Source organism: Aeromonas allosaccharophila, from assembly GCF_000819685.1.
GTDB lineage: Bacteria > Pseudomonadota > Gammaproteobacteria > Enterobacterales > Aeromonadaceae > Aeromonas > Aeromonas allosaccharophila.
In genome coordinates this window covers 1-24,646 of the sequence record NZ_CDBR01000038.1, presented here as the reverse complement: position 1 = coordinate 24,646, position 24,646 = coordinate 1, and the positions used below count along the sequence as shown (strand labels likewise).

The following is a 24,646-nucleotide window of genomic DNA, read 5'->3' as shown; positions in this document are numbered from 1 at the left end:
GGTCAGGCATTATAACCCTGGCCGTCCATCGGGTGTACCCGAATCGGGCAGCAGGCTCGGAGCAATGGGGGGCGTGTCACGCTGGCCGAGGCGTCTGGCCAGCGCAGAGAGCAGCTGGGGCTCGTCCACCTCCATCAACAGACCGGCCACCAGTGCGCCGTATTGGCGGTTGGAGAGTTCGGCCAGCAGGTATTTCTGGGCCTGCGGCGGCAAGGGCGAGAGCGCACTGAGCTGGCGCAGGGCCGATGCTTTCAATCCGGGATTGTCACTGGCGGCGATCAGCAGGTCGCTGGCAACATTGCCCTGATGGAAACGGTTGATGGTGAGCAACGCCGTGAGTGCATCCTGATCCACCGGCCGGTGCCACAAGCTGGCATACAGCGCAGGCTCACCGGTACCTTGCAACAGATACAGCAGCAGGCGGTTGTCGGGCAGATAGATATTCTGCGCCGCCAGTTGGCGCGCTTCACGTACCCAGACCGACAGCGGCTGGGTGTCGAGGGCCCGCAACAGAGCTTGCTGCTGCTGGGCAAGCGCGGGATTGCCACGGTAATAGATGCTCTTGAAGCGGAAATTGCCGAGCTCCAGCTGGCGGCGATAGCTGGCTTGCAGCGCCTGCACCTGCCACTCCCCCAGCAACTGCCGGGCGCGCGCGGCAAAATCGTAGACCGGCTGCTGCACCAGAAAACCGTCTACCTGCTGCTCCACCAGCCACTTCGGGGCCTTGCCAGCCTGAGCCTCGACCCACTGTTGCAAGGCGGGGGAGGCCGGTTCGGCCGCCGGAATATCGCGCAGCAGTTGCAGCAGCAGGAACTCCCGCTGCTCGCGGCTGAGGGTCGCCAGCAGAGAGTCGATGGCGGCAAATTGCCCCTGTTGCAGACGGCTCGCCAGATAACGCTGGTGCGTCTGCAGCGTCTCGGCGGTCACCGTAACCGGTGCAGCCTGCGCATAGGCCGGAATTGCGCTCAGCAACCCCAGCAACAACCAGAAAACAGGCTTCATGACGTCTCCATCCTTGTGACATCGGGATCTCATACTACTAGGGCGACCGGAAAACAGATAAACAAAAACCGCGACCAGGGCCGCGGTTTCGTCATTTTGTGACCGGACTTACTTCTGCTGACGCCGCATGGAGTCAAAGAATTCGTCGTTGGTTTTGGTCGCTGCCAACTTGTCGATCAGGAACTCGATGCTGTCGATCTCGCCCATCGGATGAATGATCTTGCGCAGGATCCACATCTTCTGCAGCTCGTCAGGCGCGGTCAGCAGCTCTTCCTTACGGGTGCCGGAGCGGGTGATGTCGATAGCCGGATAGACGCGCTTCTCGGCAATCTTGCGCGAGAGGTGCAGTTCCATGTTGCCGGTACCCTTGAACTCTTCGTAAATCACCTCGTCCATCTTGGAACCGGTATCGACCAGCGCGGTGGCGATGATGGTCAGGCTGCCACCCTCCTCCACGTTACGCGCGGCGCCGAAGAAGCGCTTGGGACGGTGCAGGGCGTTGGCGTCCACACCACCGGTCAGGACCTTGCCGGATGACGGGATGACGGTGTTATAGGCACGGGCCAGACGGGTGATGGAGTCCAGCAGGATCACCACGTCTTTCTTGTGCTCGACCAGGCGCTTGGCCTTCTCGATCACCATTTCGGCAACCTGAACGTGACGGGAAGCAGGTTCGTCGAAGGTGGAAGCGATCACTTCACCCTTCACCATGCGCTGCATCTCGGTCACTTCTTCCGGACGCTCGTCGATCAGCAGAACGATCAGTTCACAGTCCGGGTGGTTGTAGGCGATGCTCTGGGCGATGTTCTGCAGCAGCATGGTCTTACCGGCCTTGGGCGGCGCCACGATCAGGCCACGCTGGCCTTTACCGATGGGGGAAGCCAGGTCCAGCACACGGGCAGTGATATCTTCGGTAGAGCCGTTACCCCGTTCCATACGCAGACGTTCGTTGGCATGCAGGGGGGTAAGGTTTTCAAACAGGATCTTGTTGCGGGAGTTTTCCGGACGGTCGTAGTTGACCTCGTTGACCTTGAGCAGCGCGAAGTAACGTTCGCCCTCTTTCGGTGGCCGGATCTTGCCGGAGATGGTATCGCCGGTACGCAGGTTGAAGCGGCGGATCTGGCTCGGGGAGACGTAGATATCGTCCGGGCCTGCCAGATAGGAGCCGTCTGCACTACGCAGGAAGCCGAAACCATCGGTCAGGATTTCCAGCACACCGTCGCCAAAGATATCTTCGCCACCCTTGGCGTGTGCCTTGAGGATTGCAAAAATAATATCTTTCTTGTGCGCCCGAGCCAGATTTTCCAACCCCATGGATTCGCCAAGCTTGACCAGCTCGGACACAGGAGTGTTCTTTAATTCAGTCAGATTCATAGTGGTGAAAGTCTGTAAGCAAGGATTGAATGAGGAGACAGTCTGCTGGATTGATGCTGATCGGATTTGATTGCCAGGCTGTAGTTAGCAAAGAGTCAGGCAAAAAGGTTAGCAAACGAGCGATAAATTAGCACCAATCGGGGTGAGCGTCTAGGTGATAAAACACAAGGAGCGCATTATTGCAATGCGCTCCTCTTTGATTATTACAGGTTGCCGTCCAGGAACTCTTTCAGCTGAGTCTTGGACAGTGCACCGACCTTGGTCGCTGCCACTTCGCCATTCTTGAACAGCAAGAGGGTCGGGATACCACGAATGCCGTACTTGGGCGGAGTATCAGAGTTATGGTCGATGTTCAGTTTGGCTACGGTCACACGACCTTCGTACTCTTGGGCAACTTCTTCCAGGATCGGGGCAATCATCTTGCACGGACCACACCACTCGGCCCAGAAGTCGACCAGAACGGCGCCATCGGCTTTGATTACATCTGCCTCGAAGCTGGCATCGCTCAGCTGAACAATCTTGTCACTCATCTCCAACTCCAGTCAGTAATTAAGGCTTTATTGACATATCAACAAAGGCAATAGTTGCCCTATTTGAAATGATCCTGTTTATTATTGCAAGCCTAACCTGATAACCTACCGCCATGAGCAAAACACACTTAACGACCGACAAATTCGCCCAAATGGGCCTCGAACCCGAAGTTCTGGCTGGTCTGGAATCAAAGGGATTTCACTATTGCACGCCCATCCAGGCACTGTCTCTGCCACTGCTGGTAGAAGGTCATGACCTCGCCGGTCAGGCCCAGACCGGAACCGGCAAGACCATTGCCTTCCTGGCCGCGACATTCAACTATCTACTGACTCACCCGCTGACCAAGCCCCGTCTGGTTAACCAACCAAGAGCCATCATCATGGCGCCCACCCGGGAACTGGCAGTACAGATCTATAACGATGCCGACAGCATCGCCGCTTCTACCGGCCTGAAACTCGGCCTCGCCTACGGTGGTGAAGGTTACGACAAGCAGCTGGCCGTGCTGGAGCAGGGCGTCGACATCCTGATCGGCACCACCGGCCGCATCATCGACTACTTCAAGTCCAAGGTGATCGATCTGAGCAACATTCAGGTCGTGGTACTGGACGAAGCGGATCGCATGTTCGATCTCGGCTTCATCAAGGACATCCGCTTCCTGTTCCGCCGCATGCCTGCCCCGACCGAGCGTCTGAGCATGTTGTTCTCCGCCACCCTCTCCCTGCGGGTGCAGGAGCTGGCCTACGAACACATGAACCACCCGGAACATGTGCAAGTCGAGCCGGAGCAGATGACCGGTGTGCGGATCAAGGAGGAGCTGTTCTACCCCTCCAATGAAGACAAGATGTTGCTGCTGCTCTCCCTGATGGAAGAGGAGTGGCCGGAAAAAGCCATCGTCTTCGCCAACACCAAGCATGTCTGCGAAGACGTACATGCCTGGCTGGAGAACGACGGCCACAGGGTCGGTCTGCTGACCGGTGATGTGCCGCAGAAGAAGCGGATGAAGATCCTCGAGGATTTCACCAAAGGGGCGCTCGACATCTTGGTTGCCACCGACGTGGCCGCCCGTGGTCTGCACATCCCTGACGTGACCCACGTCTTCAACTATGACCTGCCCGACGATGCCGAAGACTATGTACACCGTATCGGTCGTACCGGTCGTGCCGGCAAGAGCGGTCACTCCATCAGCCTGGCTTGTGAAGACTATGCCTTCAACCTGCCGGCCATCGAGGAGTACATCCACCACGCCATTCCGGTCAGCAAGTACGACCGCGAAGCGCTGCTGGATGATGTGACCCCGCCGAAACGGGTGTTCCGCAACCGTCAGCCGGTGAACCGCAACATGCGGGATCGTCAGGGCGGTGGCAACAGCAACAACCGTCGTCGTCCGCCACGCAAGAGCTAAGGACAGGCCAAGTTGCACAACTCGCCTCTCTATGCCGCCATCGACCTCGGCTCCAACAGCTTTCATATGCTGGTGGTGCGCGAGGTCGCCGGTGCCCTGCGCACCGTCGCCAAGGTCAAACGCAAGGTGCGCCTCGCCGCCGGGCTCGATCAGGAATTTCGTCTCAACCGCGCCGCCATGGAGCGGGGCTGGGACTGCCTGCGTCTGTTCTCCGAGCAGTTGCAGGACATTCCGGCCGACAATATCCGGGTCGTGGGTACCGCCACCCTGCGTCTTGCCACCAACGTCGATGAGTTCCTCAGCGAAGCGGAACGGGTGCTCAACCACAGCATCGAGATCATCTCGGGCGAGGAAGAGGCCAAGACCATCTACGAAGGGGTCTCCTGGACCTCTGCCGGGGAAGGCAATCGGCTGGTGATCGACATCGGCGGTGCTAGTACCGAACTGGTGATCGGCGAACATAGCGAAGCAAAACTGCTCAACAGCCTGCACATGGGCTGCGTCACCTGGCTCAACAATCACTTCGGTGATGGCGAGCTCTCCGAAGCCCGTTTCGAGCAGGCGATTGCCGCCGCCAAGGCAGTGCTGGAGAAGGTGGCGGAAGATTACCGCGCCCTCGGCTGGCGCACCTGCGTCGGCGCCTCCGGCACGGTACAGGCGCTACAAGAGATCATGCTGGCGCAAGGAAAGAGCGAACGGGTCACCCTGCCGAAGTTGCAGGAGCTGATGGGTCAGGCCATCGCCTGCGGCAAGCTGGACCGACTGCAGCTGGAAGGGCTGGCGGCCGAACGGCTGACCGTGTTCCCCTCCGGCCTCGCCATCCTGATCGCCATCTTCGAAACCCTGAATATCGAGAGCATGACTCTCGCGGGTGGGGCCCTGCGTGAAGGGCTGATCTACGGTCTGCTCGGCAACAATCACGACTGTGATGCCCGGGATCGCACCGCCGACAGCCTGATCAGCCGCTATCAACTGGATAAAGAGCACGCCGAGCGGGTACGCGATACCGCCGTCGAGGCGTTCAACCAGTTGCAACCGACCTGGCGACTCTCCAAACGCTACGGTCGCCCAATCTTGCGTTATGCCGCGCTGCTGCACGAGATCGGTCTGTGCATCGAGTACAAGAAGGCGCCACAACACGCCGCCTACATCATCGACAACATCGACATGCCGGGCTTTACCCCTGCGCAAAAGAAGCTGTTGTCGGCCCTGCTGTTCAACCAGCGGGACGAATTCAAGCTGGAACCGCTGGAGAAACAGGGTGCCGTCACCGCTCGTCAGGCGATCCGACTGGCCCGTATCCTGCGCATCGCGCTGATCCTCTGCATGCGCCGCACCCAGGGCACAGTGCCCAGCTTCACCCTGCAGGCAGAAGAAGAGTCACTGACCCTGACCCTGCCCAAGGGCTGGATGGATGAACACTACCTGCGCGCCAGCGAGCTGCGCTTTGAAGTGGAACGCCAGCAGAAGATGGGCTGGCCGACCCGCGTACAGGAAGCCTGACTCAGCAACCTGGCTGTTTTGGAGCCGATCATGCCGGATTACCAACCCATCAGCTGCGATCTCTACGACTGGCTCGAAATTGCTGCCAGCTGGCAACTGCCGGTGACCCTCACCAGTCGCAATGGTCATCAGTGGGATGACAAGATCCGCACCATCGAAGCCAGCGAAGGGATCGAGTATCTGCTGCTGCACAGTGGCGAGCGGCTCAGTCTGGCGGAGTTGGCGACCCTGCGCCTGAGCTGGCAAGGGGAAGATAAGCTGATCCGCTTCGCGCCAACCAGCTGAATCCGATACAAAAAAGGAGGGCCAACATGACGTTGGCCCTCCTTTTTTGCATCCGCGACTCACACCGGCCGTTAACCCGCCGCCAGTGCCGCCATCACGTAAACATCGAAGCGGTTGCTCTTGGTCTCGATGGCCATACTGGGTTTCTGCTCGTTGAGCCAGCCCGCATAATCCGGCCGCTTCACCACCACCCGCTTCTCAGCCATCTTGAGCGCGGCAGGCAGCAGGACATCCGCATCGAGATCCGGCCCCACCAGCGACTGGAACACCCGCATCTCTTTTTTCACCAGCGCCGACTTCTGCTTGTGAGGGAACATGGGGTCGAGGTAGATCACCTCGGGCCGCTCCGGCAGCGCCAGCAGGTTGTCCACCGCCGGGCCTTGCAGCAGTTGCATCCGCTCGCTGACCCAGGGGCCAATCTCGGGATCCTGCGCCGCCCGCGTCAGCCCGTCCTGCAACAGAGCGGCTACCACGGGGCTGCGCTCGATCAGGGTTACCTTGCAACCGAGGGAGGCGAGCACAAAGGCATCGCGCCCCAGCCCGGCAGTGGCATCCACCACGGTCGGAGTGGCACCGGCCTTGAGCCCCACCGCCTTGGCGATGGACTGGCCGCGACCGCCGCCAAACTTGCGGCGATGCGCCACCGCCCCTTCCACGAAGTCCACATAGACGGCACCCAGCTTGGGCTCATCCAGCTTGCGCAGTTCCAGCCTCTCTTCAGTCAGTACCAGCGCAAACGGAGCCGGAAACTCCACGTCGGCAAGGCGTAAACGCAGAGCGTCGAGCTCACCATCACGGGCGGGGACTTCACAGAAAACCTGAATATGGGGCATAGGAGGCAAACTCATGGCACGTACAGAAGCGGCCATGATAACAGAAGCGGTGGATCAGCTCACGACAGTGAGGTTCATCCCCTGACGGTTGAGGGCGAGGTAATCGGTGAGGTCGTCATAGGCCAGCGGGCGGCTGAGCAGATAACCCTGGGTGAAGGCACACCCCTTCTGGCAGAGGAAGTTAAGCTGCTCGCGGGTCTCCACCCCTTCAATCACCACCTGCATGCCGAGGTTGTGCACTATGTTGATGATGCCGTCGAGCAGCAGCCGATCCTGCTCGTTGAAGGGGATATGGCGCACGAAAGATCGGTCGATCTTGACCAGATCCACCGGGAAGGTGCGCAGATAGTTGAGCGCCGAGTAGCCGGTACCGAAATCATCGATGGCCAGCTTGCAGCCCGCCTCGCGCAGGGCATCAATCCGCACCCTGTGCTGATCGCTGCTCTCCATCAGCAGAGACTCGGTGATTTCGATGACGATGTCGGCAGGATCGAGCCCGAAGTGCTGGATCACCTTGAGCCACTCGCTCGCCTCGGGGTCGATGGTCTGGAACTCCATGGTGGAGCGATTGATCGACATCTGCAGATCCGGGAAGCCGGACTGCTGCAAGCGTGCCAGATCCCGGCACGACTGCCACAACACCAGCGCCCCCAGCCCCTGAATCAACCCAGCCTCTTCCGCCAGCGGAATGAACTCGGCAGGGGAGACCTGTCCCCATTGGGGGTGATACCAGCGCACCAGCGCCTCCAGCTTGGCGACCCGTCCGCTGCGGTTGTCCCAGATCGGCTGGTAGGCCATGGTCAGCTGCTCCAGCTTGATCGCTTCGGCCAGATCCTGCTGCATCTGGTGGCGCTGGCGCACCTCTTCGCGCATGGAGGAACAGTAAGAGCCTATCAACCGCCCCTGCCGCTTTGCCGCAAACAGCGCCTGCTCGGCATTGCGCAGCAGCTCGTCGCTCTCGCTGCCATCGATCGGACAGAGGGTCATGCCGACGGTGGCCGTGACGTAGAGATGTTGATTCGCCAGCATAAACGGACGGGCAAAGCTGCCGATCACCTGCTTGGCAAACACCTCGGCCTGACGGCGGGTGACGATGCCGGGCACCAGAAAGGCAAATTCGTCGCCGCCGATGCGGGCCACCAGATCTTCGGTGCGCACCCGGCTCACCAGCCGATCCGACACCTCTCGCAGCAGGGCATCGCCAGCATGGTGATCCATGCTGTTGTTGACCGCCTTGAAGTTGTTGAGATCGAGCACCATCAGTGCAAAGCGCTCGCCCCGCTCGCAGAAGCGGGTGAGGCAGCGGCCAAACAGCCAGCGGTTCGGCAGGCTGGTGAGGTTGTCATAGTTGGCCTGGGTCGCGATCTTCTGCTCAGCCTGTTTGGTCTGGGAAAGATCGCTAAAAATGGCGATATATTGCTGAATCTTGCCGGCTTCGCGCAGGGTGCTGATCATCAGCTGCTGGGGATAGAGCTTGCCGTTCTTGCGCTTGTTCCACACCTCACCACGCCATACCCCCACCCGCTCCAGCGCATGGTACATGTCGGCATAGAAGGTCTGATCGTGCAGCCCGGACTTGAGCATGCTGGGCCGCTGGCCCCGCGCCTCGTCACCGCTATAACCGGTGATCTGCTCGAACGCCGGGTTGACCGAGACGATGCGGCTGTCGGCATCGCACACCAGAATGGCCTCGGAGAGGTTGTCATAGACCCGGTGGGAGAGCTTGAGCTGCTCCGCATGGCGCTTGAGAGGATCGATATTCTCCAGCAGTACCATCAGGTAGTCAGGCTGCTGCTGCTCGTCGCGGATCAGGGTGACGGTTACCCGCCCCCACAGGATCTCGCCCCCCTTGCAGAAGTAGCGCTTCTCCTGAGTGAAGCTGCTGCGCTCGCCACGGTGGATCTGCTCGTAACATTCGAGACTGCGCTGCCAATCTTCGGGGTGATTGATGTCGGAGATGGAGCGATACAGCAGCTCGTCGAGGGAATAACCCAGCATCTTTTCGATGGCCGGATTGGCCCAGAGAATCCGGCCGGCGAGATCGAGCTTGCCGATCCCCACCGGGGCCTGAAACAGCATGCTCTGCAGCAGCTGGGGGGCATCGGGCACAGGTTGCGGCAATTGCCGCTGCAACATCAGCGCCAGTTCGCGCCCGGCCAGCGGCCCCAGCAACCTGAGCAGCCCCATCACCTTGCCCATATTGGCCTGCGGCTGACGATAGAGCAGACAGCAGACGCCGATGGTCTCGCCATCCGCATCCTTGAGGGCAATCCCGGCGTAGGCCTGGGCTTGCCACGCCTCGGCAAGCGGCATCGCGGGGAACAGCTGCAGCAGACGATCGCTGAACCAGGCCTCTCCCTCCTGCCAGGTAATAGCATCAGGAGTGTCGGTCAGGGGCAGCGTCAGGGTATCGGGGTCAAGGGAGGAGGGGTAGGCAGCCTGCACCGTCAGATGGGAAGCATTTGATTCCCTGCTGGCGATCAGGACGACATCAGCCATCACAGCAGCGGCGATTTCACTCACAAAAGTATCGAAATATCCCTGGCCGCTCGAATGAGCCAGACTGGAGATGATTTGATAGACGGAATCGAGTGCTCGCCTCATGGCAAGTGGCTTTCTCTCCTTGAAGGTTAGAACACGACTCTACTGAAGAGCCGTGGGCAGTGCAAATATGCAATCAGCAAGATATTAAAAAGCCTTGAAAAAAGGGACCAAAAGGTCCCTTTTTGTCGTAAAAATCACGGTTTGATCCCACTATGCCGCAAAAAGTATCTACTTGAAGCTCAGTGCGGTAAGGGGCCCTCAGCCTCAGGCGGCAATCCCACTGTGTCTGAGCAGGGCATCCACCTTGGGCTCGCGACCACGGAAGGCACGGAACAGCTCCATCGGCTCCTTCGAGCCCCCCTTCTCCAGAATATTCTTCAGGAAGGATTGGCCGGTCGCCGGGTTGAAGATCCCCTCCTCCTCGAAGCGGGAGAAGGCATCGGCAGAGAGCACTTCGGCCCACTTGTAGCTGTAGTAGCCCGCCGCATAGCCGCCCGCGAAGATGTGGGAGAAGCTGTGCTGGAAGCGATTGAACGCCGGTGGCGTCATCACGGCTACCTGACTGCGCACCTCGTCCAGCAGCGCCGGAAGCTGCGCCGGATTGGCCGGGTCAAACTCCTGATGGAGACGGAAGTCGAACAGGGCGAACTCCAGCTGACGCAGCATCTGCATCGCCGCCTGGAAGTTGCGGGCCGTCAACATCTTCTCCAGCAGATCGGCAGGCAACGGCTCGCCGGTCTCGTAGTGGCCGGAGATAAAGGCCAGCGCCTCGGACTCCCAGCACCAGTTCTCGAGGAACTGGCTCGGCAGCTCCACCGCATCCCAGGCCACGCCATTGATACCGGCGACCCCGGCCACGTCGATGCGGGTCAGCATGTGGTGGATGCCGTGACCAAACTCGTGGAACAGGGTGACCACTTCGTTGTGGGTGAACAGCGCCGGTTTGCCATCCACCGGACCGTTGAAGTTGCAGGTCAGGTAGGCCACCGGCTTTTGCAGTGAACCATCCTGACGGTAGCGACGACCCAGACAGACATCCATCCAGGCGCCGCCCTGCTTGTGTTCGCGGGCGTAGAGGTCGAGGTAGAAGCTGCCACGCAGCTCGTCGTCGGCATCGAAGATGTCGTAGAAGCGCACATCAGGGTGCCAGGTGTCGATGCCGAGGCGCTCGCGCACCTTCATGCCGAACACCCGCTTCACCACCTCGAACAGCCCCTTCACCACCTTGCTGGCGGGGAAATAGGGGCGCAGTTGCTCGTCGGAGATGGAGAACTTGTGCTGCTTGAGCTTTTCGGCGTAATAGGCGAGATCCCAGGCGGCCAGTTCGCTCTGGCCGTGCTGCTCGGCGGCGAAGGCGCGGATCTCCTCCAGCTCGGCTTTGCCTTGCGGCAGGGATTTGGCCGCCAGATCGGTGAGGAAGCGCACCACCTGTTCGGTCTTGTCCGCCATCTTGGTGGCCAGGGAGAGCTCGGCGTAGTTGGCAAAGCCCAGCAGCTGGGCCAGTTCGCGGCGCAGGGTGAGCAGCTCGCTCATGATGGCGGAGTTGTCCCACTTGCCCGCATTGGGGCCCTGATCGGAGGCGCGGGTGGTGAAGGCCTCATACATCTCGGCACGCAGTTCGCGGTTGTCCGAGTACATCATCACCGGCAGGTAAGAGGGGATATCCAGGGTGAACAGCCACCCCTCTTTGCCTTTGAGTTCAGCCATCTGACGGGCAGCGGCACGCACGCTGTCGGGCAGACCGGCCAGTTCGGCTTCATCGGCCACCAGCTTGTGCCAGCCCTGGGTTGCGTCCAGCACGTTGTTGCTGAAGCGGGAGGCCAGCTCGGAGAGGCGGGCCTGAATTTCGCCGTAACGCTGCTGCGCCTCGGCAGGCAGACCGATACCGGAGAGGCGGAAGTCACGCAGGGTATTCTGGATCTCCTTGCGCTGGGCGCCGCTCAGCAGCGGGAAATCATCGCTCTGGGAGAGGGCCAGATAGGCCTGATAGAGCCCTTCATGCTGACCGACATAGGTCTGGAATTCGGAGAGCAGCGGCAGGCAGGCGTCATGGGCCTCGCGCAGCGCTTCGCTGTTGAGTACGGAGTTGAGGTGGCTGACCGGTGACCAGATCCGTGACAGACGGTCATTTACCTCTTCCAGCGGGGCAATCAGGCTATCCCAGGTATGGGGTTCACGCTGGGCCAGCACATCGCTGATCTTCTGCTTGCAATCAGCAATCGCCTGAATCACGGCAGGCTGTACCTGCTCCGGCTTGATCTGGCTGAAAGGGGGCAGCGAATCCATTGTCAGCAAAGGGTTATTCATCCCGGTTACCTCTTGTTTGGTCTTGAACAGACCGCTTTAGCAGCTCTGTATGGCTTTCTAACATGTGGGCAACCCATGCAATAATCAAGCTGGAATCACACTCCCGCCCCCTTTTTGCCATTCGTCTCACAACCGGTGCTCCGCCTGCCCCCTGCGCGTCAACTCATGACACAAGCCGCCGGGCCTGTGACCCATATTTGCCGCGCGACAAATCGGGAGTTCGCTCGCGCCGATTGTGATGGCCAAAGTCCTCACCAAGCCTGTGGCTATCAGCGTTGGCACCTTGTCGCGCATCGCGTTATTTAAGCAAATATCGTATGGAACACATTGAATTATTAAATTTTTCCAAAATGTGACATACAGAAGAGCACATTGATTAATTTATCTTCCCCCTCCTACCATATGCGGCTAATTTGGGGGCTGCTTGATTCTCTGTACCAGACAGAGGTCGGGTGAAAAAGGCAAGGTGGTTCGAAAGGCCACCACGCAAAGCCACCGGTCTAAGGGATTTTCCTATGACAGCGGAGCTGCCCCCGAAGCCCATCCCCTGATGGGCCTCCTTTTGCAATGTACGGAGCAATGATGAACAAGTTCAAACTCTCCCTGCTGGGCTGCCTGATCGGCGCCACCAGCCCCATGCTGCACGCAGCAACCGCTGGCCAGAGCATGGTCAACCCGCAATCCGGCGTAGTGGTCGGCTACTGGCACAACTGGTGCGGCGGCGCCGGTTATCAGGGCGGTACCGCCCCCTGCGTCAAACTCGATCAGGTCAACCCGCAATACAACGTGGTCGATGTCTCCTTCATGAAGGTCTATGGCAGCAATCCGATCCCGACCTTCAAGCTGGATACCGCCACCGGCATGAGCGAAAGCCAGTTCATTGAGCAGATCGCCGAGCTGAACCGCCAGGGCCGTGCCGTACTGCTGGCACTGGGCGGTGCCGATGCGCACATCGAACTGCGTACCGGTCAGGAGCAGGCCTTCGCCGACGAGATCATCCGTCTGGTGGAGACCTATGGCTTCGACGGTCTGGATATCGATCTGGAGCAGGCTGCCATCACCGCCGCCAACAACCAGACCGTGATCCCGGCCGCCCTGCGTCTGGTCAAGGATCACTACCGCGCCCAGGGGAAAAACTTCCTCATCACCATGGCTGCCGAGTTCCCCCACCTGACCGCCAACGGCCCCTATATCCCCTATCTGCGGGCGCTGGAAGGCTACTACGACTGGATCAACCCGCAGTTCTACAACCAGGGTGGCGATGGGGTTTATGTCGAAGGGATCGGCTGGATTGCCCAGAACAACGATGCCCTGAAAGAAGAGTTCATCTACTACATGGCGGACTCCTTGAGCAATGGCACCCGAACCTTCACCAAGATCCCCCACGACAAGCTGGTGTTCGGCATCCCGACCAACATCGATGCCGCCGCCACCGGTTACGTCAAGAATCCGCAGGATCTGTTCGATGCGTTCAACAGAATGAAGAGTCAGGGTCAACCCCTGCGCGGCGTGATGACCTGGTCCATCAACTGGGACATGGGTCGCAATGCCGCCGGTCAGTCCTACAACGAATCCTTCATCAAGAGCTACGGCCCCTTCATTCACGAGCAGGAGATCACCCCGCCGATCGATAACGGCAAGCCGGTGTTCAGCGGCGTGAGCGATACCCGCATCAAACAGGGCACCGCCTTTGATCCGCTGGCCGGGGTCACCGCCAACGACAAGGAAGATGGCGACCTGACTGGCCAGATCCAGGTGGAAGGCTCGGTAGACAGCCAGCGCATCGGTCTCTACCCCCTCACCTACAAGGTGAGCGATCGCGACAACAACGTCACCGAGCAGGTACGCAGCGTCGAGGTCTACAGCATGAAACCGGTATTCAGCGGCGTCACCGACACCACGCTGGAGCTGGGCACCGCTTTCGATCCGATGACCGGTGTCAGCGCCCATGACGAAGAAGATGGCGATCTGACCGCCCAGATCAAAGTCAGCGGCAGCGTCGACAGCAACAAGGTTGGTCGCTACACCCTCACCTATCAGGTGAGCGACAGCGCAGGCCAGCTGGTGACCCAGCAGCGTAACGTGTCCGTCAAGGAGCAGGGCGCCATCTGTGAAAACAGCTGGGATGCCAAGAAGGTCTACGTGGGCGGCGACATCGTCAGCCACAACGGCAAGAACTGGCTGGCAGGCTGGTGGACCCAGAATGAAGAGCCGGGCACCACCGGTGACTGGGGCGTCTGGAAGGTTCAGGGCGACAGCGATTGCGATGGTGGCAACAAGCCGCCGGTGATCAACAGCAGCGATTTCACCGTCAGCGCCATGGGCTCCGACTACACCATCGTCAACGGTCAGGTCAGCATCCGTTTCAACGTGACGACCGCCAACCCGGTGCAGATCACCGCAACCCTGGAGCAGAACGGCCGCAGCCACGGCACCACCAGCAGCAAGGTGAACGGCACCAGCACCCTGGTATTGCAGGGCAGCAACGTCACCGATGGCAGCTACGACGTGGTGATCACCGGTCTGGCTGACGGCCAGAAGCCGGTGGTACAGCGCTTCCCGGTCACCCTGGCCGAAGAGAGCGGCAACGGCGGCAATGATGGCGACTACCCGGCCTACGCCCCCAATACCACCTACCAAGCGGGTGATCGAGTCAGCAACGCCGGTGGCAACTTCGAGTGCAAACCCTGGCCCTACAGCGGCTGGTGTGGTGGTTCTACCAGCCACTATGCACCGGGTACCGGCTCTGCCTGGAGCGATGCCTGGACCAAGCTGTAATCAGCAGGTCATAAGCAAGAGGGAGCCGTTGGCTCCCTCAGCCACTACGCATCAACCGCGACCGGCTCTGCCTGGAGCGATGCCTGGACCAAGCTGTAATCAGCAGGTCATAAGCAAGAGGGGGCCGTTGGCTCCCTCAGCCACTCGCATCAACCGCGATTGGCACAGCTCGGAGTTATGTCCGGGCGACATTCATAACGAAAGAGGGGAGCCATCGGCTCCCCTCTTTTCTATCCGTCTTTATCCGTCACGTCTGCTTAACGGGCATCTTCCTTCAGCCACTGCGCCACGCGCTTGGCGAAGTAGGTGAGGATGCCGTCGGCCCCGGCCCGCTTGAAGCAGAGCAGGGACTCCATGATGCACTCCTTCTCTTTCAGCCAGCCGTTCTGGATCGCCGCCATGTGCATGGCGTACTCGCCACTCACCTGATAGGCGAAGGTCGGCACGCCGAACTGATCCTTCACCTGACGGATCACGTCCAGATAGGGCATACCCGGCTTGACCATCACGCTGTCGGCCCCTTCCTGAATATCCAGCGCCACTTCGTGCAAGGCTTCGTTGCTGTTGGCCGGATCCATCTGATAGGTGGCCTTGTTGCTCTTGCCGAGGTTGCCGGCAGAGCCGACCGCATCGCGGAACGGGCCGTAGTAGCAGGAGGCGTACTTGGCGGAGTAGGCCATGATCTGGGTGTTGATGAAGCCGTTCTCTTCCAGCGCGGCGCGGATGGCGCCGATGCGACCATCCATCATGTCGGACGGCGCCACGATATCGACCCCGGCCTCGGCGTGGGAGAGTGCCTGCTTGATCAGGATCTCGGTGGTGATGTCGTTCAGCACATAGCCTTCGTCATCGATGATGCCGTCCTGACCGTGGGTGGTGAACGGATCGAGCGCCACGTCGGTGATCACCCCCAACTCCGGGAAACGGGCCTTGAGGGCACGCACGGTGCGCTGGGCCAGTCCGTTCGGGTTGTAGGCCTCTTCGGCCATCAGGCTCTTGCTCTCCAGCGGGGTGACCGGGAACAGGGCAATGGCGGGCACGCCCAGCTCTACCAGTTCAGCAGCCTCTTCCAGCAGCAGATCGATGGAGAGACGCTCCACCCCCGGCATGGAGGGAACGGCTTCCCGACGGTTCTCCCCCTCCAGCACGAACACCGGATAGATGAGATCGTTGACGGTCAGTACGTTCTCGCGCACCAGACGACGGCTGAAATCATGTTTGCGCAGACGGCGCAGGCGGCGGCCCGGAAAGGCGCCCGGAAGAGTTGTAGCCATGAATCACTCCTGGAGAGGAAGTTGGAAGAACGCGGCGGAGGTGGCCCGGGTGTGGGCCAGCAAGGCCTCGGGCGCTTCACCACGACAGGCCGCCACCACCTGGGCGATGTGCGGCAAAAAAGCGGGTTCGTTGCGTTTCGGGCGGGGTTTCAGATCCCGCGGCACCAGATAAGGGGCGTCGGTCTCGATCATCAGCCGACCGGCCGGAATGCGCGCCACCTGTTCGCGCAGCAGCTGACCACGGCGCTCGTCGCAGAGCCAGCCGGTCACCCCGATATGCAGCCCCAGCACCAGACACTCGTCCAGCTCCTCATCGGAACCGGTGAAGCAGTGCAACACGGCCCCCGGCAGCTTCGGCAACCAGGGACGGAGGATCTCGATGAAACGAGCGTGCGCATCGCGGCAATGGAGGAACACCGGCATCCCGAGCTCGGCGGCCAGCGCCAGCTGGGCGTCGAACACCGCATCCTGCACCGGACGGGGGGAGAAGTCGCGGTTGTAGTCGAGGCCGCACTCGCCGATGGCGACCACCTGCGGCAACGCCGCCAGCTCGCGCAAGGCGGGCAGGGTCGCCGCATCGACACTCTTGGCATCGTGAGGATGGACCCCGGCGGTGGAGAAGCAGTAGCCCGGCCAGCGGGCGGCCAACTCGGCGCTCTCGCGGCTGCCAGCCAGATCGGTACCGGTCAGGATCAACGCTTCCACTCCGGCGGCGCGGGCGCGGGCTACCAGCTCAGGCTGTTCACCGGCGAACTGGCTGCTGGTCAGGTTTAAACCGACATCGATCATGAGATGAGACGTTCCGAACAAAAGGAAGACATATCAGGTATTTGAAAACCATCTACTCGATGGGCCAACACCATACGCCTCGAACGGGAGCATGAAAAGAGGAAGGGAGCCTCAGCTCCCCTCGTTCTGCTATTCCTGCGGACTTCGTCATCCTCTCGCCGTCCGGCAAACAGGTGACGAACAGAGCCTCAGCTCTCCACATCCGGTTGTTCCTGTTGCTCTTCATCCTCTTTCTTCACATAGAAGCGGGCGAAGAACAGACCTATCTCCCACAGCGCCCACATCGGGATGGCGAGCAGGGTCTGGGAGAAGACATCAGGCGGCGTCAGCAACATGCCGACCACAAACACCCCGACGACGACGTAGGGACGCTTCTCCTTCAGGCTCTTGGGCGTGGTCACACCGGTCCAGCACAGCAGTATGGTGGCGACCGGAATTTCAAACGCTACCCCGAACGCGAAGAACAGGGTCAGCACGAAGTCCAGATAACTGGCGATGTCGGTCGCCACCGTCACCCCGGCGGGGGCTGTACTGGTGAAGAAACCGAACACCAGCGGGAACACCACGTAGTAGGCGAACGCCATGCCCGCATAGAACAGCACGGCACTGGAGGCGACCAGCGGCATGATCAGCCGCCGTTCATGCTGGTACAGACCGGGGGCGATAAAGGCCCAGGCCTGATAGAGCAGATAGGGGATCGCCACGAAGAAGGAGACCACCAGCGTCAGCTTGATCGGCGTCAGGAAGGGGGTCGCCACATCCGTCGCTATCATGCTGGTCCCTTCCGGCAGCTGGCTGAGCAGCGGCTGGGCCACGAAGTCGTAGATGTTGTTGGAGAAGTAGATCAGCCCAAGAAACACCACCAGAATGGCGGAAATGGAGCGCAGCAAACGGGTTCTCAGCTCAACCAGATGGCTGATCAGAGGTTGTTCGGCCTGACTCATGGCTTCACCTCCCCTTTTACTGCGGAGTCGCTGACCGGCACCGGCTCGCTCTCCCGCTGGCTGTTGACCGGCGGCACGTCGTGGCTCAGCTGCACTGCAGGCTCCACCGGCGTGGCAGGCTCAGCCTGGGCAACCGGCTCGGGGCGCGGCGGACGGATCTCGTTCTCCACCTGATAGGGGCGATTGACCGACTGGGCCGCCGCCTTGAGCTGTTCGATGGACTCCTGCAGCTCGGGGCTCAGGTTGCTCATCTGCAACTGTTCGGCCTTCTTCAGGTCGTTGTGCAGCTCTTGCAACTTGAGCTCCTGCTCCAGCTCGGACTTGACCGAGTTCGCGGTCGAACGAATGAGGCGGATCCAGTGAGTAGCCGTGCGAATGGCAACCGGCAGCCGCTCGGGCCCCAGTACCACCAGTGCGACCACACCGATAACGACCAGCTCCCAAAAACCGATATCGAACATGGCTTAGGCCTGGTCTTTGTCTTTCTGCTTGGCGGTCTCACTGCTCTGAGTGGCCGCTTCGTTCAGCTGTTTCGGGGGAAACTCGGCATCTTTCTGCTCGGCCTTGGCATCAGCCGGCTCGTCGGAGAGTGCTTTCTTGAACCCTTTAACCGCCGCGCCCAGATCACCGCCAATGCCGCGCAGTTTCTTGGTACCGAACAGCAGCACGACGATGACTGCGATGATCAACAATTGCCAAATACTGATACCACCCATGATTTTCTCTCCAGAACAGGCGCCTGACGGCGCGGTTGTTGATTAATGGGAACGGGCTCGCAACCAGCCGACCAGCCAGCAGAGGGCTGCACCGGCGAGACTGGCTTGTCCCCACTCAATGTGTTGTTTTTGGGTCAGCAAGAATACACCCGCCAATAGCAGGCTGGCTCCAACCCCTAAGAGGTAGCGGGCCTGCCCCTGCCGACGGCTGTGACGGCGGAACTCGGCAAACATCTGGTCGAAATGACGCTGCTGATGACGGGTCTGGCGCAGGGTCTCATAGACCAGCTCCGGCAGCTCCGGCAGCTTCTCCGCCCAGAATGGCGCCTTCTCCTTGATGGCATTCAATACCGACTTGGGCCCGACCTGTTCGTGCATCCAGTTCTCGAGGAACGGCTTGGCGGTCTGCCACAAATCGAGCTGCGGGTAGAGCTGACGCCCCAACCCTTCCACATAGAGCAGGGTCTTTTGCAGCAGCACCAGCTGCGGCTGCACCGTCATATGGAAGCGACGCGCGGTATTGAACAGGTTGAGCAGCACGTGACCGAACGAGATCTCGGAGAGCGGCTTCTCGAAGATGGGCTCCAGCACGGTACGGATGGCGAACTCGAACTCGTCCACCTTGGTGTCTGCCGGTACCCAGCCCGACTCCACGTGCAGCTCTGCCACCCGGCGATAATCGCGGTTGAAGAAGGCGAGGAAGTTCTCCGCCAGATAGCGTTTGTCTTCCCGATTGAGGGTGCCGACGATACCGCAGTCGATACCGATCCAGAGCGGGTTTTCCGGGTGCTCATAGGAGACGAAAATGTTGCCCGGGTGCATGTCGGCGTGGAAGAAGCTGTCGCGGAACACCTGGGTGAAGAACACCTCCACCCCGCGCTCGGCCAGCAGCTTCATGTTGGTGCCGTTGGCTTCCAGCGCAGGTATATCGGAGACTGGAATACCGTAGATGCGCTCCATCACCAGCACCTGCTCGCGGCAGAGATCGGTGATGATTTCAGGCACATAGAGCGCCTCGGAGCCGGTGAAGTTGCGGCGCAGCTGGATAGCGTTGGCAGCTTCACGCATCAGGTTCAGCTCGTCGAGGATGGTCTTGCGATACTCCTCCACCACCTCGATGGGGCGCAGCCGCGCGCTCTGGGGTACGAAACGGGCCACCAGACGGGCCAGCGCCTGCATCAGTCGCAGGTCAGCTTCGATGACCGGCTCGATGTCGGGGCGGATCACCTTGATGACGATCTCGCGGCCACCCTCCTTCAGGCGGGCGGTATGCACCTGCGCGATGGAGGCCGACGCCAGCGGCGTCTCGTCGAAGTCGTCAAACAGGGTTTCGATGGGGCAACCCAGGCTCAGCTCGATCTGCTGACGCGCCGCCTGACCACAGAAGGGGGGCACCCTGTCCTGCAGCAGGGCCAGCTCCTCGGCGATATCGGGCGGCAACAGGTCGCGGCGGGTCGAGAGCATCTGGCCGAACTTGATGAAGATAGGGCCAAGGGCCTCGAAGGCGAGGCGGATGCGGGCACCGCGGCTGAGATCCGGTTGCTGGTTCTTGAGCCAGAACAGGGAGCGACGGGCCAGACGACCCGGCCAGGGTTGATAGCGGGCGGGCACCAGTTCGTCGATGCCCTGCTCCAGCAGGATGGTGATGATGCGATAGAGGCGTTTGAACTCCTTCGGGGTCATCAGGTCACCTGCTGTTCGAAGCGGGCCAGCCGCAGTTCGACGGCCTTGAGCTGCTGGGCCAGCACCTCGACGTCATCGTTGAAACTCGCCACTTCCAGCGGGCCGGGGGCGAGGCGGACCTCTTCGGTCAGATATTCCGCCAGCTGGCTGCGGGTGCGGCACAGCTCGCGACCGACCAGGCGACGCGCCTGACGGGCACCACTGAACAGAGTGTGGGCCAGCACGTCGCCGGTATAGCGCGACAACTCCTCTTCCCAGTCGATATCCAGCTCACCCAGCAGCACGCTGAATGCCTGTACCAGCTGGGGATCACCGCTCAGATCCAGCTTCTCCTCGCGGATATAGCGGGTCAGGGCGGACGGGTCTTTCAGCAGACCGAGCGCTGTCAGCGACAGGCTGAGCACCGCATCGGCCTCCCCTTCATGCTGGGCCAGCACATCCAGTCGACGCTCGGAGAAGACAAACCAGAGCGGCTTGAGTTCACGCAGCTCCAGCTTGAGCACCTTGCCCACCAGTTTGCGCAGCCGCTCCGGGCTCTGTTTATCCAGCGCCAGCAACTGGTTGAGGCTGGTTTCGATCACCGCGGTGACCATGGCATCCAGTTGTATCGGGATTGGCATAGGCAACCTTAAAACTTGTAACCGCGGTGCAGGGCGACCACACCCTGAGTCAGATTGAAGTACTCCACCTGCTCGAAACCGACATTTTCCATCATGCCGGCCAGGGTCTGCTGATCCGGGTGCATGCGGATGGACTCTGCCAGATATTTGTAGCTTTCACCGTCGTTCGCGACGATTTCGCCCATTTTCGGCAGCAGTTTGAAGGAGTAGAGGTCATAGAGCTTGGCGATCACTTCGCTGACCGGCTTGGAGAACTCCAGTACCAGCAGACGGCCACCCGGCTTGAGCACGCGGAACATGGAGGCGAGCGCCTTGTCCTTGTCGGTGACGTTGCGCAGGCCAAAGCCGATGGTGATGACGTCGAAGTGGTTATCCGGGAAGGGGAGCGCCTCGGCGTTGGCCTGCACGTAGGAGACGTTGTTGGCGACCCCCAGATTGCGCAGCTTGTCGCGACCCACTTTCAGCATGGAGTCGTTGATATCCGCCAGCACTACCTGACCGGTCTCGCCGACGATGCGGGAGAACTTGGCGGTCAGATCTCCGGTACCACCGGCCAGATCCAGCACCTTCTGCCCCTTGCGCACACCGGAGCAGTCGATGGTGAAGCGCTTCCACAGGCGGTGGATGCCGAACGACATCAGATCGTTCATCAGATCATACTTGGCTGCCACCGAATGGAAGACACCTGCTACCAGAGTTTCCTTCTCGGTCGCGGCCACGGTTTTAAAGCCAAAATGCGTTGTCGTTGCTTGTTCTGACATCCCTTAAACACCCATAGAGCAAAGAATGGCCGCCAGTTTACCAGAGCCACTGGCGTCCGGACACCTTAAACCCGGCTCGCAACCAACTGCATGCCCAGCACCACCATGGCCAGACAGAGGAAGAGATTGAGCGCGATATTGAGCAGTGCTTTCAGATAGGCACCATGTTGGGCCAGCACTACCGTATCGAGGGCAAAGGAAGAAAATGTGGTCAGGGCACCGAGGATCCCCACCATCAGCAGTGGCTTCATCGGATGCTCGACGATATGGCCGTGACTGATGAGGGCGTAGGCCACCCCCATGATGAAGGAGCCCACCACGTTGACCACCAGAGTGCCATAGGGGAAGTGGCGCCCCAGCAGGAGCGCCATCAGCTCGGCAATGCCGAAACGCAGGCAGGCGCCGATGGCTCCGCCGGCAGCAACAAATAACCAGGTTTGCATGGAGTCACTCCATCAGGATAAGGCCGCCATTATGCGCAATGGCCGCCCTTGTGCCCAGAGGCGGAACTAATCGCCACACTCCCTGATTGAAAACTCAGCGACGAAAATCGATCGGCTCCGGCTGACCCAGCACGATTTCGGTCTGGGCCGGTCGGGTCTGGGCGATCACCTTGCCATGGCGGATCGAATAACGCACCGGCACCTGACGACGCACCGCATCGAAGCCGTTGTCGGCGGGCAGGATCAGCAGGTTGGCCGGTTTGCCGACCTCGATACCATAGCGATCCTGCACGTTCAGGGTGCGCGCGCTGTGGCTGCTGATCAGCTTCAGGCCGTCGTTGATCTGCTCGTAACCCATGATCTGGCAGACATGCAGCCCCATGTGCAGCACCTGCAACATGTTGGCGGTGCCCATGGGATACCAAGGATCGAACACATCGTCGTGGCCGAAGCAGACGTTGATGTTCGCTTCCAGCATCTCCTTCACCCGGGTGATGCCACGGCGCTTGGGATAGGTATCGAACCGCCCCTGCAGGTGAATGTTCACCAGCGGATTGGCCACGAAATTGATGTCTGCCATCTTGAGCAGCCGGAACAGACGGGAAGCATAAGCTCCGTTGTAGGAGTGCATGGCGGTGGTGTGGCTGGCAGTGACTCTATGGCCGATACCGCGCTCGTAGGCCAGGGTCGCCAGCGTCTCGATAAAACGGGACTGCTCGTCATCAATCTCGTCGCAGTGAACATCCACCAGAACCTGATACTTCTCGGCAAGATCGAAGATGTAATGCAGACTTTCGACCCCATATTCCCGAGTAAACTCGAAGTGGGGTATTGCGCCGATCACGTCGGCCCCCAGCTGAAGCGCCTCCTCCAGCAAGGCCTTGCCATTCGGGTAGGAGAGGATCCCCTCCTGCGGGAAGGCAACGATCTGCAGCTCGACCCACTCCTTCATCTCTTCCCGCATCTCCAGCATCGCCTTCAGGGCAATCAGATTGGGGTCGGAGACATCAACGTGAGTACGCACAAACTGGATGCCGTTGGCGATCTGCCACTTCAGTGTCTGGATGGCGCGCTGTTTCACATCCTCATGGGTCAACAGCGCCTTGCGCTCGGCCCAGCGTTCGATTCCCTCGAACAGGGTGCCGGAGAGGTTCCAGCTCGGTTCGCCCGCCGTCTGGGTGGTATCGAGGTGAATATGGGGTTCGATAAAGGGAGCGATAGCCAGACCACCCTCCCCGTCCAGTACCCGACCAGCTACGGCATGTTCGTCATGGGGTTCGATGGCGGTGATGACCCCATCCTGACAGCGGATCTGCCACAACCCTTCCCGATCGACAAAACGAATATGTTGAATCAGCATTTGCTAGCTTCCTGAACCAGAACCGGCCGCTGGGTGAGGCGAACCAGAATGAAATAGGTGAAGGCGTCGCCCAATACCGCGTTGAGTGGCACTATGCCCGGCAGCCATTTTCCGACAGCCACCCCGACTGCCGTGGCGACCAGCGCCTGCCAGCGCACCGTCTCGAACTGCTGATCGGCAAACTGACGGTAACGCTCACGATTGAGCAGGAAATCCATGATGATAATGCCACCGATCGGCGGGATTGCCGTACTCAAAAAGGCCAGCCAGCCGACAAAGTTGTTGTAAAGCCAGAGGGCGCAAGCCGTACCAATCAATCCATTGATCACGCTGAGCGGCTTGCTCTTGAGACCCGTGATGTTGGCAAAACCAAGACCCGAAGCGTATAGCGCGTTGTCGTTGGTGGTCCAGATATTGAGGCCCAGTACCAGAATGGCGGGGATCAGCAGCCCCTGCATCAGCATAACTTCCGAAATATCAGCCTGACCGGCCACCGCCGCGCCAGCTGCACCGAAGACGAACATCAGCGTGTTGCCCAAAAAAAACGCCACCATGGTAATCATGACGGCGCCCCAGGGTTTGCGACCAAATCGGACAAAGTCGGCGGTCAGGGTTCCTGCACTGATAAAGGAACCTACCACCATGGTCAGCGCCGTAGTGAACTCGATGGGATTGGTCGGTTGCACCTGCTGCAACGCCGCCATGCCACCGGTCGAGGTCACCGCCAGCCAGACAGAGTAACCACCGAGCAGCGCAATGGCCGGCACGGCCACAAAGCTCAGCACCATCAGAGCGGAAATGCCGAAGTAGACGGTCGCCGTCATCAGAATGCCAGAAATGGCGATCAGCCAGTTCACATCGATGCCGGTCGCCTTCTGCACCGGCAGCGCAAACATTGCCACGCCGACGCCGAACCAGCCGACCTGAGTGCCGCCCAGCAGTAGCGAAGGCAGCCAGGAACCTTTCACCCCAAAGGAGTAACGGGCCAGCAGATGGGTAGAGAGACCGGTTGAAGCACCGATATAACCGAGACAGGCGGTGTAGATCCCCAGCAGCAAGTTGCCGATCAGTACCGCCTTGATGAAGTCATCGAACACCAGCCCGGTACCGAGCGCCCCGCCGGTCCACATGCTGGCAGAGAAGAAAGTCAGGCCGAGCATCACCAGCATCAGCAACAGCACACCTTTGCGCCCTTTGGCGGGAACCGCCCCCAAACAGTATTCGTTATCCTGCGCCATGCTCTCTCTCCACGTAATAGGCAAAACGCGCCGGATTTTACATGTAAAACGTTTTACGTCAATCAAACTACGATGAATATCGGGAAATTAATGGGTTTTGTGGTCAAACGAACCACAAAAATGGAGAGTGATGGAGAAGTATGAAACCCCGAGAAATGGAGATCAGCAGAGGATATGGCGGCATTTTGCCGAGAGACAAATGCAAAAAAGCCTCCCTTTTCAGGGAGGCTTTTATTTTCATGGTGCTGATACCCAGAGT

Annotated in this window: 21 protein-coding genes and 1 riboswitch; of the genes, 4 read left to right on the top strand and 17 right to left on the bottom strand. The window is 60.1% G+C overall.

Going from position 1 to position 24,646, the window contains the following annotated elements:
* Window positions 1–9 precede the first annotated feature (9 nt).
* The 3 genes from BN1115_RS08025 to trxA form a co-directional block, all read right to left on the bottom strand.
* Complete coding sequence (locus tag BN1115_RS08025) at window positions 10–1,002, bottom strand: hypothetical protein (RefSeq protein WP_042656765.1); 993 nt, start codon at window positions 1,000–1,002, stop codon at window positions 10–12.
* 108 nt (window positions 1,003–1,110) lie between these two features.
* Entirely contained in the window at window positions 1,111–2,376 is a 1,266-nt protein-coding gene (gene rho / locus BN1115_RS08020; RefSeq protein ID WP_042656764.1) for a transcription termination factor Rho, read from the bottom strand.
* A 203-nt stretch (window positions 2,377–2,579) separates the two neighbouring features.
* Window positions 2,580–2,906 (bottom strand): thioredoxin TrxA, encoded by a 327-nt coding sequence (gene trxA, locus BN1115_RS08015; RefSeq protein ID WP_005339416.1) that lies wholly within the window; start codon window positions 2,904–2,906, stop codon window positions 2,580–2,582.
* Window positions 2,907–3,019: 113 nt separating this feature from the next.
* Between trxA and rhlB the strand changes: the two genes are divergently transcribed.
* Genes rhlB through BN1115_RS08000 form a run of 3 tightly spaced genes read left to right on the top strand, consistent with a single transcriptional unit; the run spans window position 3,020 to window position 6,097 of the window.
* Window positions 3,020–4,309: an ATP-dependent RNA helicase RhlB gene (rhlB, locus tag BN1115_RS08010; protein WP_042656763.1), complete on the top strand. Its 1,290-nt coding sequence runs from the start codon at window positions 3,020–3,022 to the stop codon at window positions 4,307–4,309.
* Between the two features lie 12 nt (window positions 4,310–4,321).
* Entirely contained in the window at window positions 4,322–5,812 is a 1,491-nt protein-coding gene (gppA, locus tag BN1115_RS08005) for a guanosine-5'-triphosphate,3'-diphosphate diphosphatase (RefSeq protein WP_042656762.1), read from the top strand.
* Between the two features lie 30 nt (window positions 5,813–5,842).
* Entirely contained in the window at window positions 5,843–6,097 is a 255-nt protein-coding gene (locus tag BN1115_RS08000) for a Rho-binding antiterminator (protein ID WP_042656779.1), read from the top strand.
* Window positions 6,098–6,168: 71 nt separating this feature from the next.
* Here the strand turns inward: BN1115_RS08000 and BN1115_RS07995 are convergent, their stop codons facing one another.
* From BN1115_RS07995 to prlC, 3 genes are all read right to left on the bottom strand, one after another.
* Window positions 6,169–6,930, bottom strand: a complete 762-nt coding sequence (locus BN1115_RS07995) for a class I SAM-dependent methyltransferase (protein ID WP_425247754.1) — start codon at window positions 6,928–6,930, stop codon at window positions 6,169–6,171.
* Window positions 6,931–6,984: 54 nt separating this feature from the next.
* On the bottom strand, window positions 6,985–9,534 hold the full coding sequence (locus BN1115_RS07990; RefSeq protein ID WP_042656761.1) for a putative bifunctional diguanylate cyclase/phosphodiesterase: 2,550 nt from the start codon (window positions 9,532–9,534) through the stop codon (window positions 6,985–6,987).
* 204 nt (window positions 9,535–9,738) lie between these two features.
* Window positions 9,739–11,781, bottom strand: a complete 2,043-nt coding sequence (gene prlC / locus BN1115_RS07985) for an oligopeptidase A (protein ID WP_042656760.1) — start codon at window positions 11,779–11,781, stop codon at window positions 9,739–9,741.
* Window positions 11,782–12,231: 450 nt separating this feature from the next.
* Window positions 12,232–12,316, top strand: a riboswitch (cyclic di-GMP riboswitch).
* 47 nt (window positions 12,317–12,363) lie between these two features.
* Between prlC and BN1115_RS22875 the strand changes: the two genes are divergently transcribed.
* Window positions 12,364–14,559, top strand: coding sequence for an immunoglobulin-like domain-containing protein (locus BN1115_RS22875; protein ID WP_050070499.1), 2,196 nt, complete (start codon window positions 12,364–12,366; stop codon window positions 14,557–14,559).
* Between the two features lie 257 nt (window positions 14,560–14,816).
* On the opposite strand, the gene hemB is transcribed toward BN1115_RS22875, so the two are convergent.
* The 11 genes from hemB to codB all read right to left on the bottom strand — a co-directional run bounded on the left by hemB (window position 14,817) and on the right by codB (window position 24,387).
* The gene (gene hemB, locus BN1115_RS07975) at window positions 14,817–15,833 is read right to left on the bottom strand and encodes a porphobilinogen synthase (protein ID WP_033112882.1); all 1,017 of its coding nucleotides are present in this window, start codon (window positions 15,831–15,833) and stop codon (window positions 14,817–14,819) included.
* Between the two features lie 3 nt (window positions 15,834–15,836).
* A complete protein-coding gene (locus tag BN1115_RS07970) occupies window positions 15,837–16,622 on the bottom strand; it encodes a TatD family hydrolase (RefSeq protein WP_042656759.1) in 786 nt (261 codons plus the stop codon).
* Between the two features lie 188 nt (window positions 16,623–16,810).
* Entirely contained in the window at window positions 16,811–17,566 is a 756-nt protein-coding gene (gene tatC, locus BN1115_RS07965) for a twin-arginine translocase subunit TatC (protein WP_042656758.1), read from the bottom strand.
* On the bottom strand, window positions 17,563–18,027 hold the full coding sequence (tatB, locus tag BN1115_RS07960) for a Sec-independent protein translocase protein TatB (protein WP_005342398.1): 465 nt from the start codon (window positions 18,025–18,027) through the stop codon (window positions 17,563–17,565). The genes tatC and tatB overlap by 4 nt, the downstream gene beginning before the upstream one ends.
* A gap of 3 nt (window positions 18,028–18,030) precedes the next feature.
* Window positions 18,031–18,282 (bottom strand): Sec-independent protein translocase subunit TatA, encoded by a 252-nt coding sequence (tatA, locus tag BN1115_RS07955; RefSeq protein WP_005339385.1) that lies wholly within the window; start codon window positions 18,280–18,282, stop codon window positions 18,031–18,033.
* Window positions 18,283–18,324: 42 nt separating this feature from the next.
* Window positions 18,325–19,965, bottom strand: a complete 1,641-nt coding sequence (gene ubiB, locus BN1115_RS07950; RefSeq protein WP_042656757.1) for a ubiquinone biosynthesis regulatory protein kinase UbiB — start codon at window positions 19,963–19,965, stop codon at window positions 18,325–18,327.
* Window positions 19,965–20,573 carry a ubiquinone biosynthesis accessory factor UbiJ gene (locus tag BN1115_RS07945; protein WP_042656776.1) on the bottom strand — a complete coding sequence of 203 codons (609 nt, stop codon included), beginning with the start codon at window positions 20,571–20,573 and terminating at the stop codon, window positions 19,965–19,967. The genes ubiB and BN1115_RS07945 overlap by 1 nt, the downstream gene beginning before the upstream one ends.
* 20 nt (window positions 20,574–20,593) lie before the next feature.
* Window positions 20,594–21,346: a bifunctional demethylmenaquinone methyltransferase/2-methoxy-6-polyprenyl-1,4-benzoquinol methylase UbiE gene (ubiE, locus tag BN1115_RS07940; RefSeq protein WP_042656756.1), complete on the bottom strand. Its 753-nt coding sequence runs from the start codon at window positions 21,344–21,346 to the stop codon at window positions 20,594–20,596.
* Between the two features lie 65 nt (window positions 21,347–21,411).
* The gene (gene crcB, locus BN1115_RS07935) at window positions 21,412–21,789 is read right to left on the bottom strand and encodes a fluoride efflux transporter CrcB (RefSeq protein ID WP_042656755.1); all 378 of its coding nucleotides are present in this window, start codon (window positions 21,787–21,789) and stop codon (window positions 21,412–21,414) included.
* A gap of 94 nt (window positions 21,790–21,883) precedes the next feature.
* Window positions 21,884–23,149, bottom strand: a complete 1,266-nt coding sequence (locus BN1115_RS07930) for a cytosine deaminase (protein ID WP_042656754.1) — start codon at window positions 23,147–23,149, stop codon at window positions 21,884–21,886.
* Window positions 23,143–24,387 carry a cytosine permease gene (gene codB, locus BN1115_RS07925; RefSeq protein ID WP_042656753.1) on the bottom strand — a complete coding sequence of 415 codons (1,245 nt, stop codon included), beginning with the start codon at window positions 24,385–24,387 and terminating at the stop codon, window positions 23,143–23,145. Before codB ends, BN1115_RS07930 begins: the two co-directional genes overlap by 7 nt.
* Window positions 24,388–24,646: the final 259 nt, after the last annotated feature.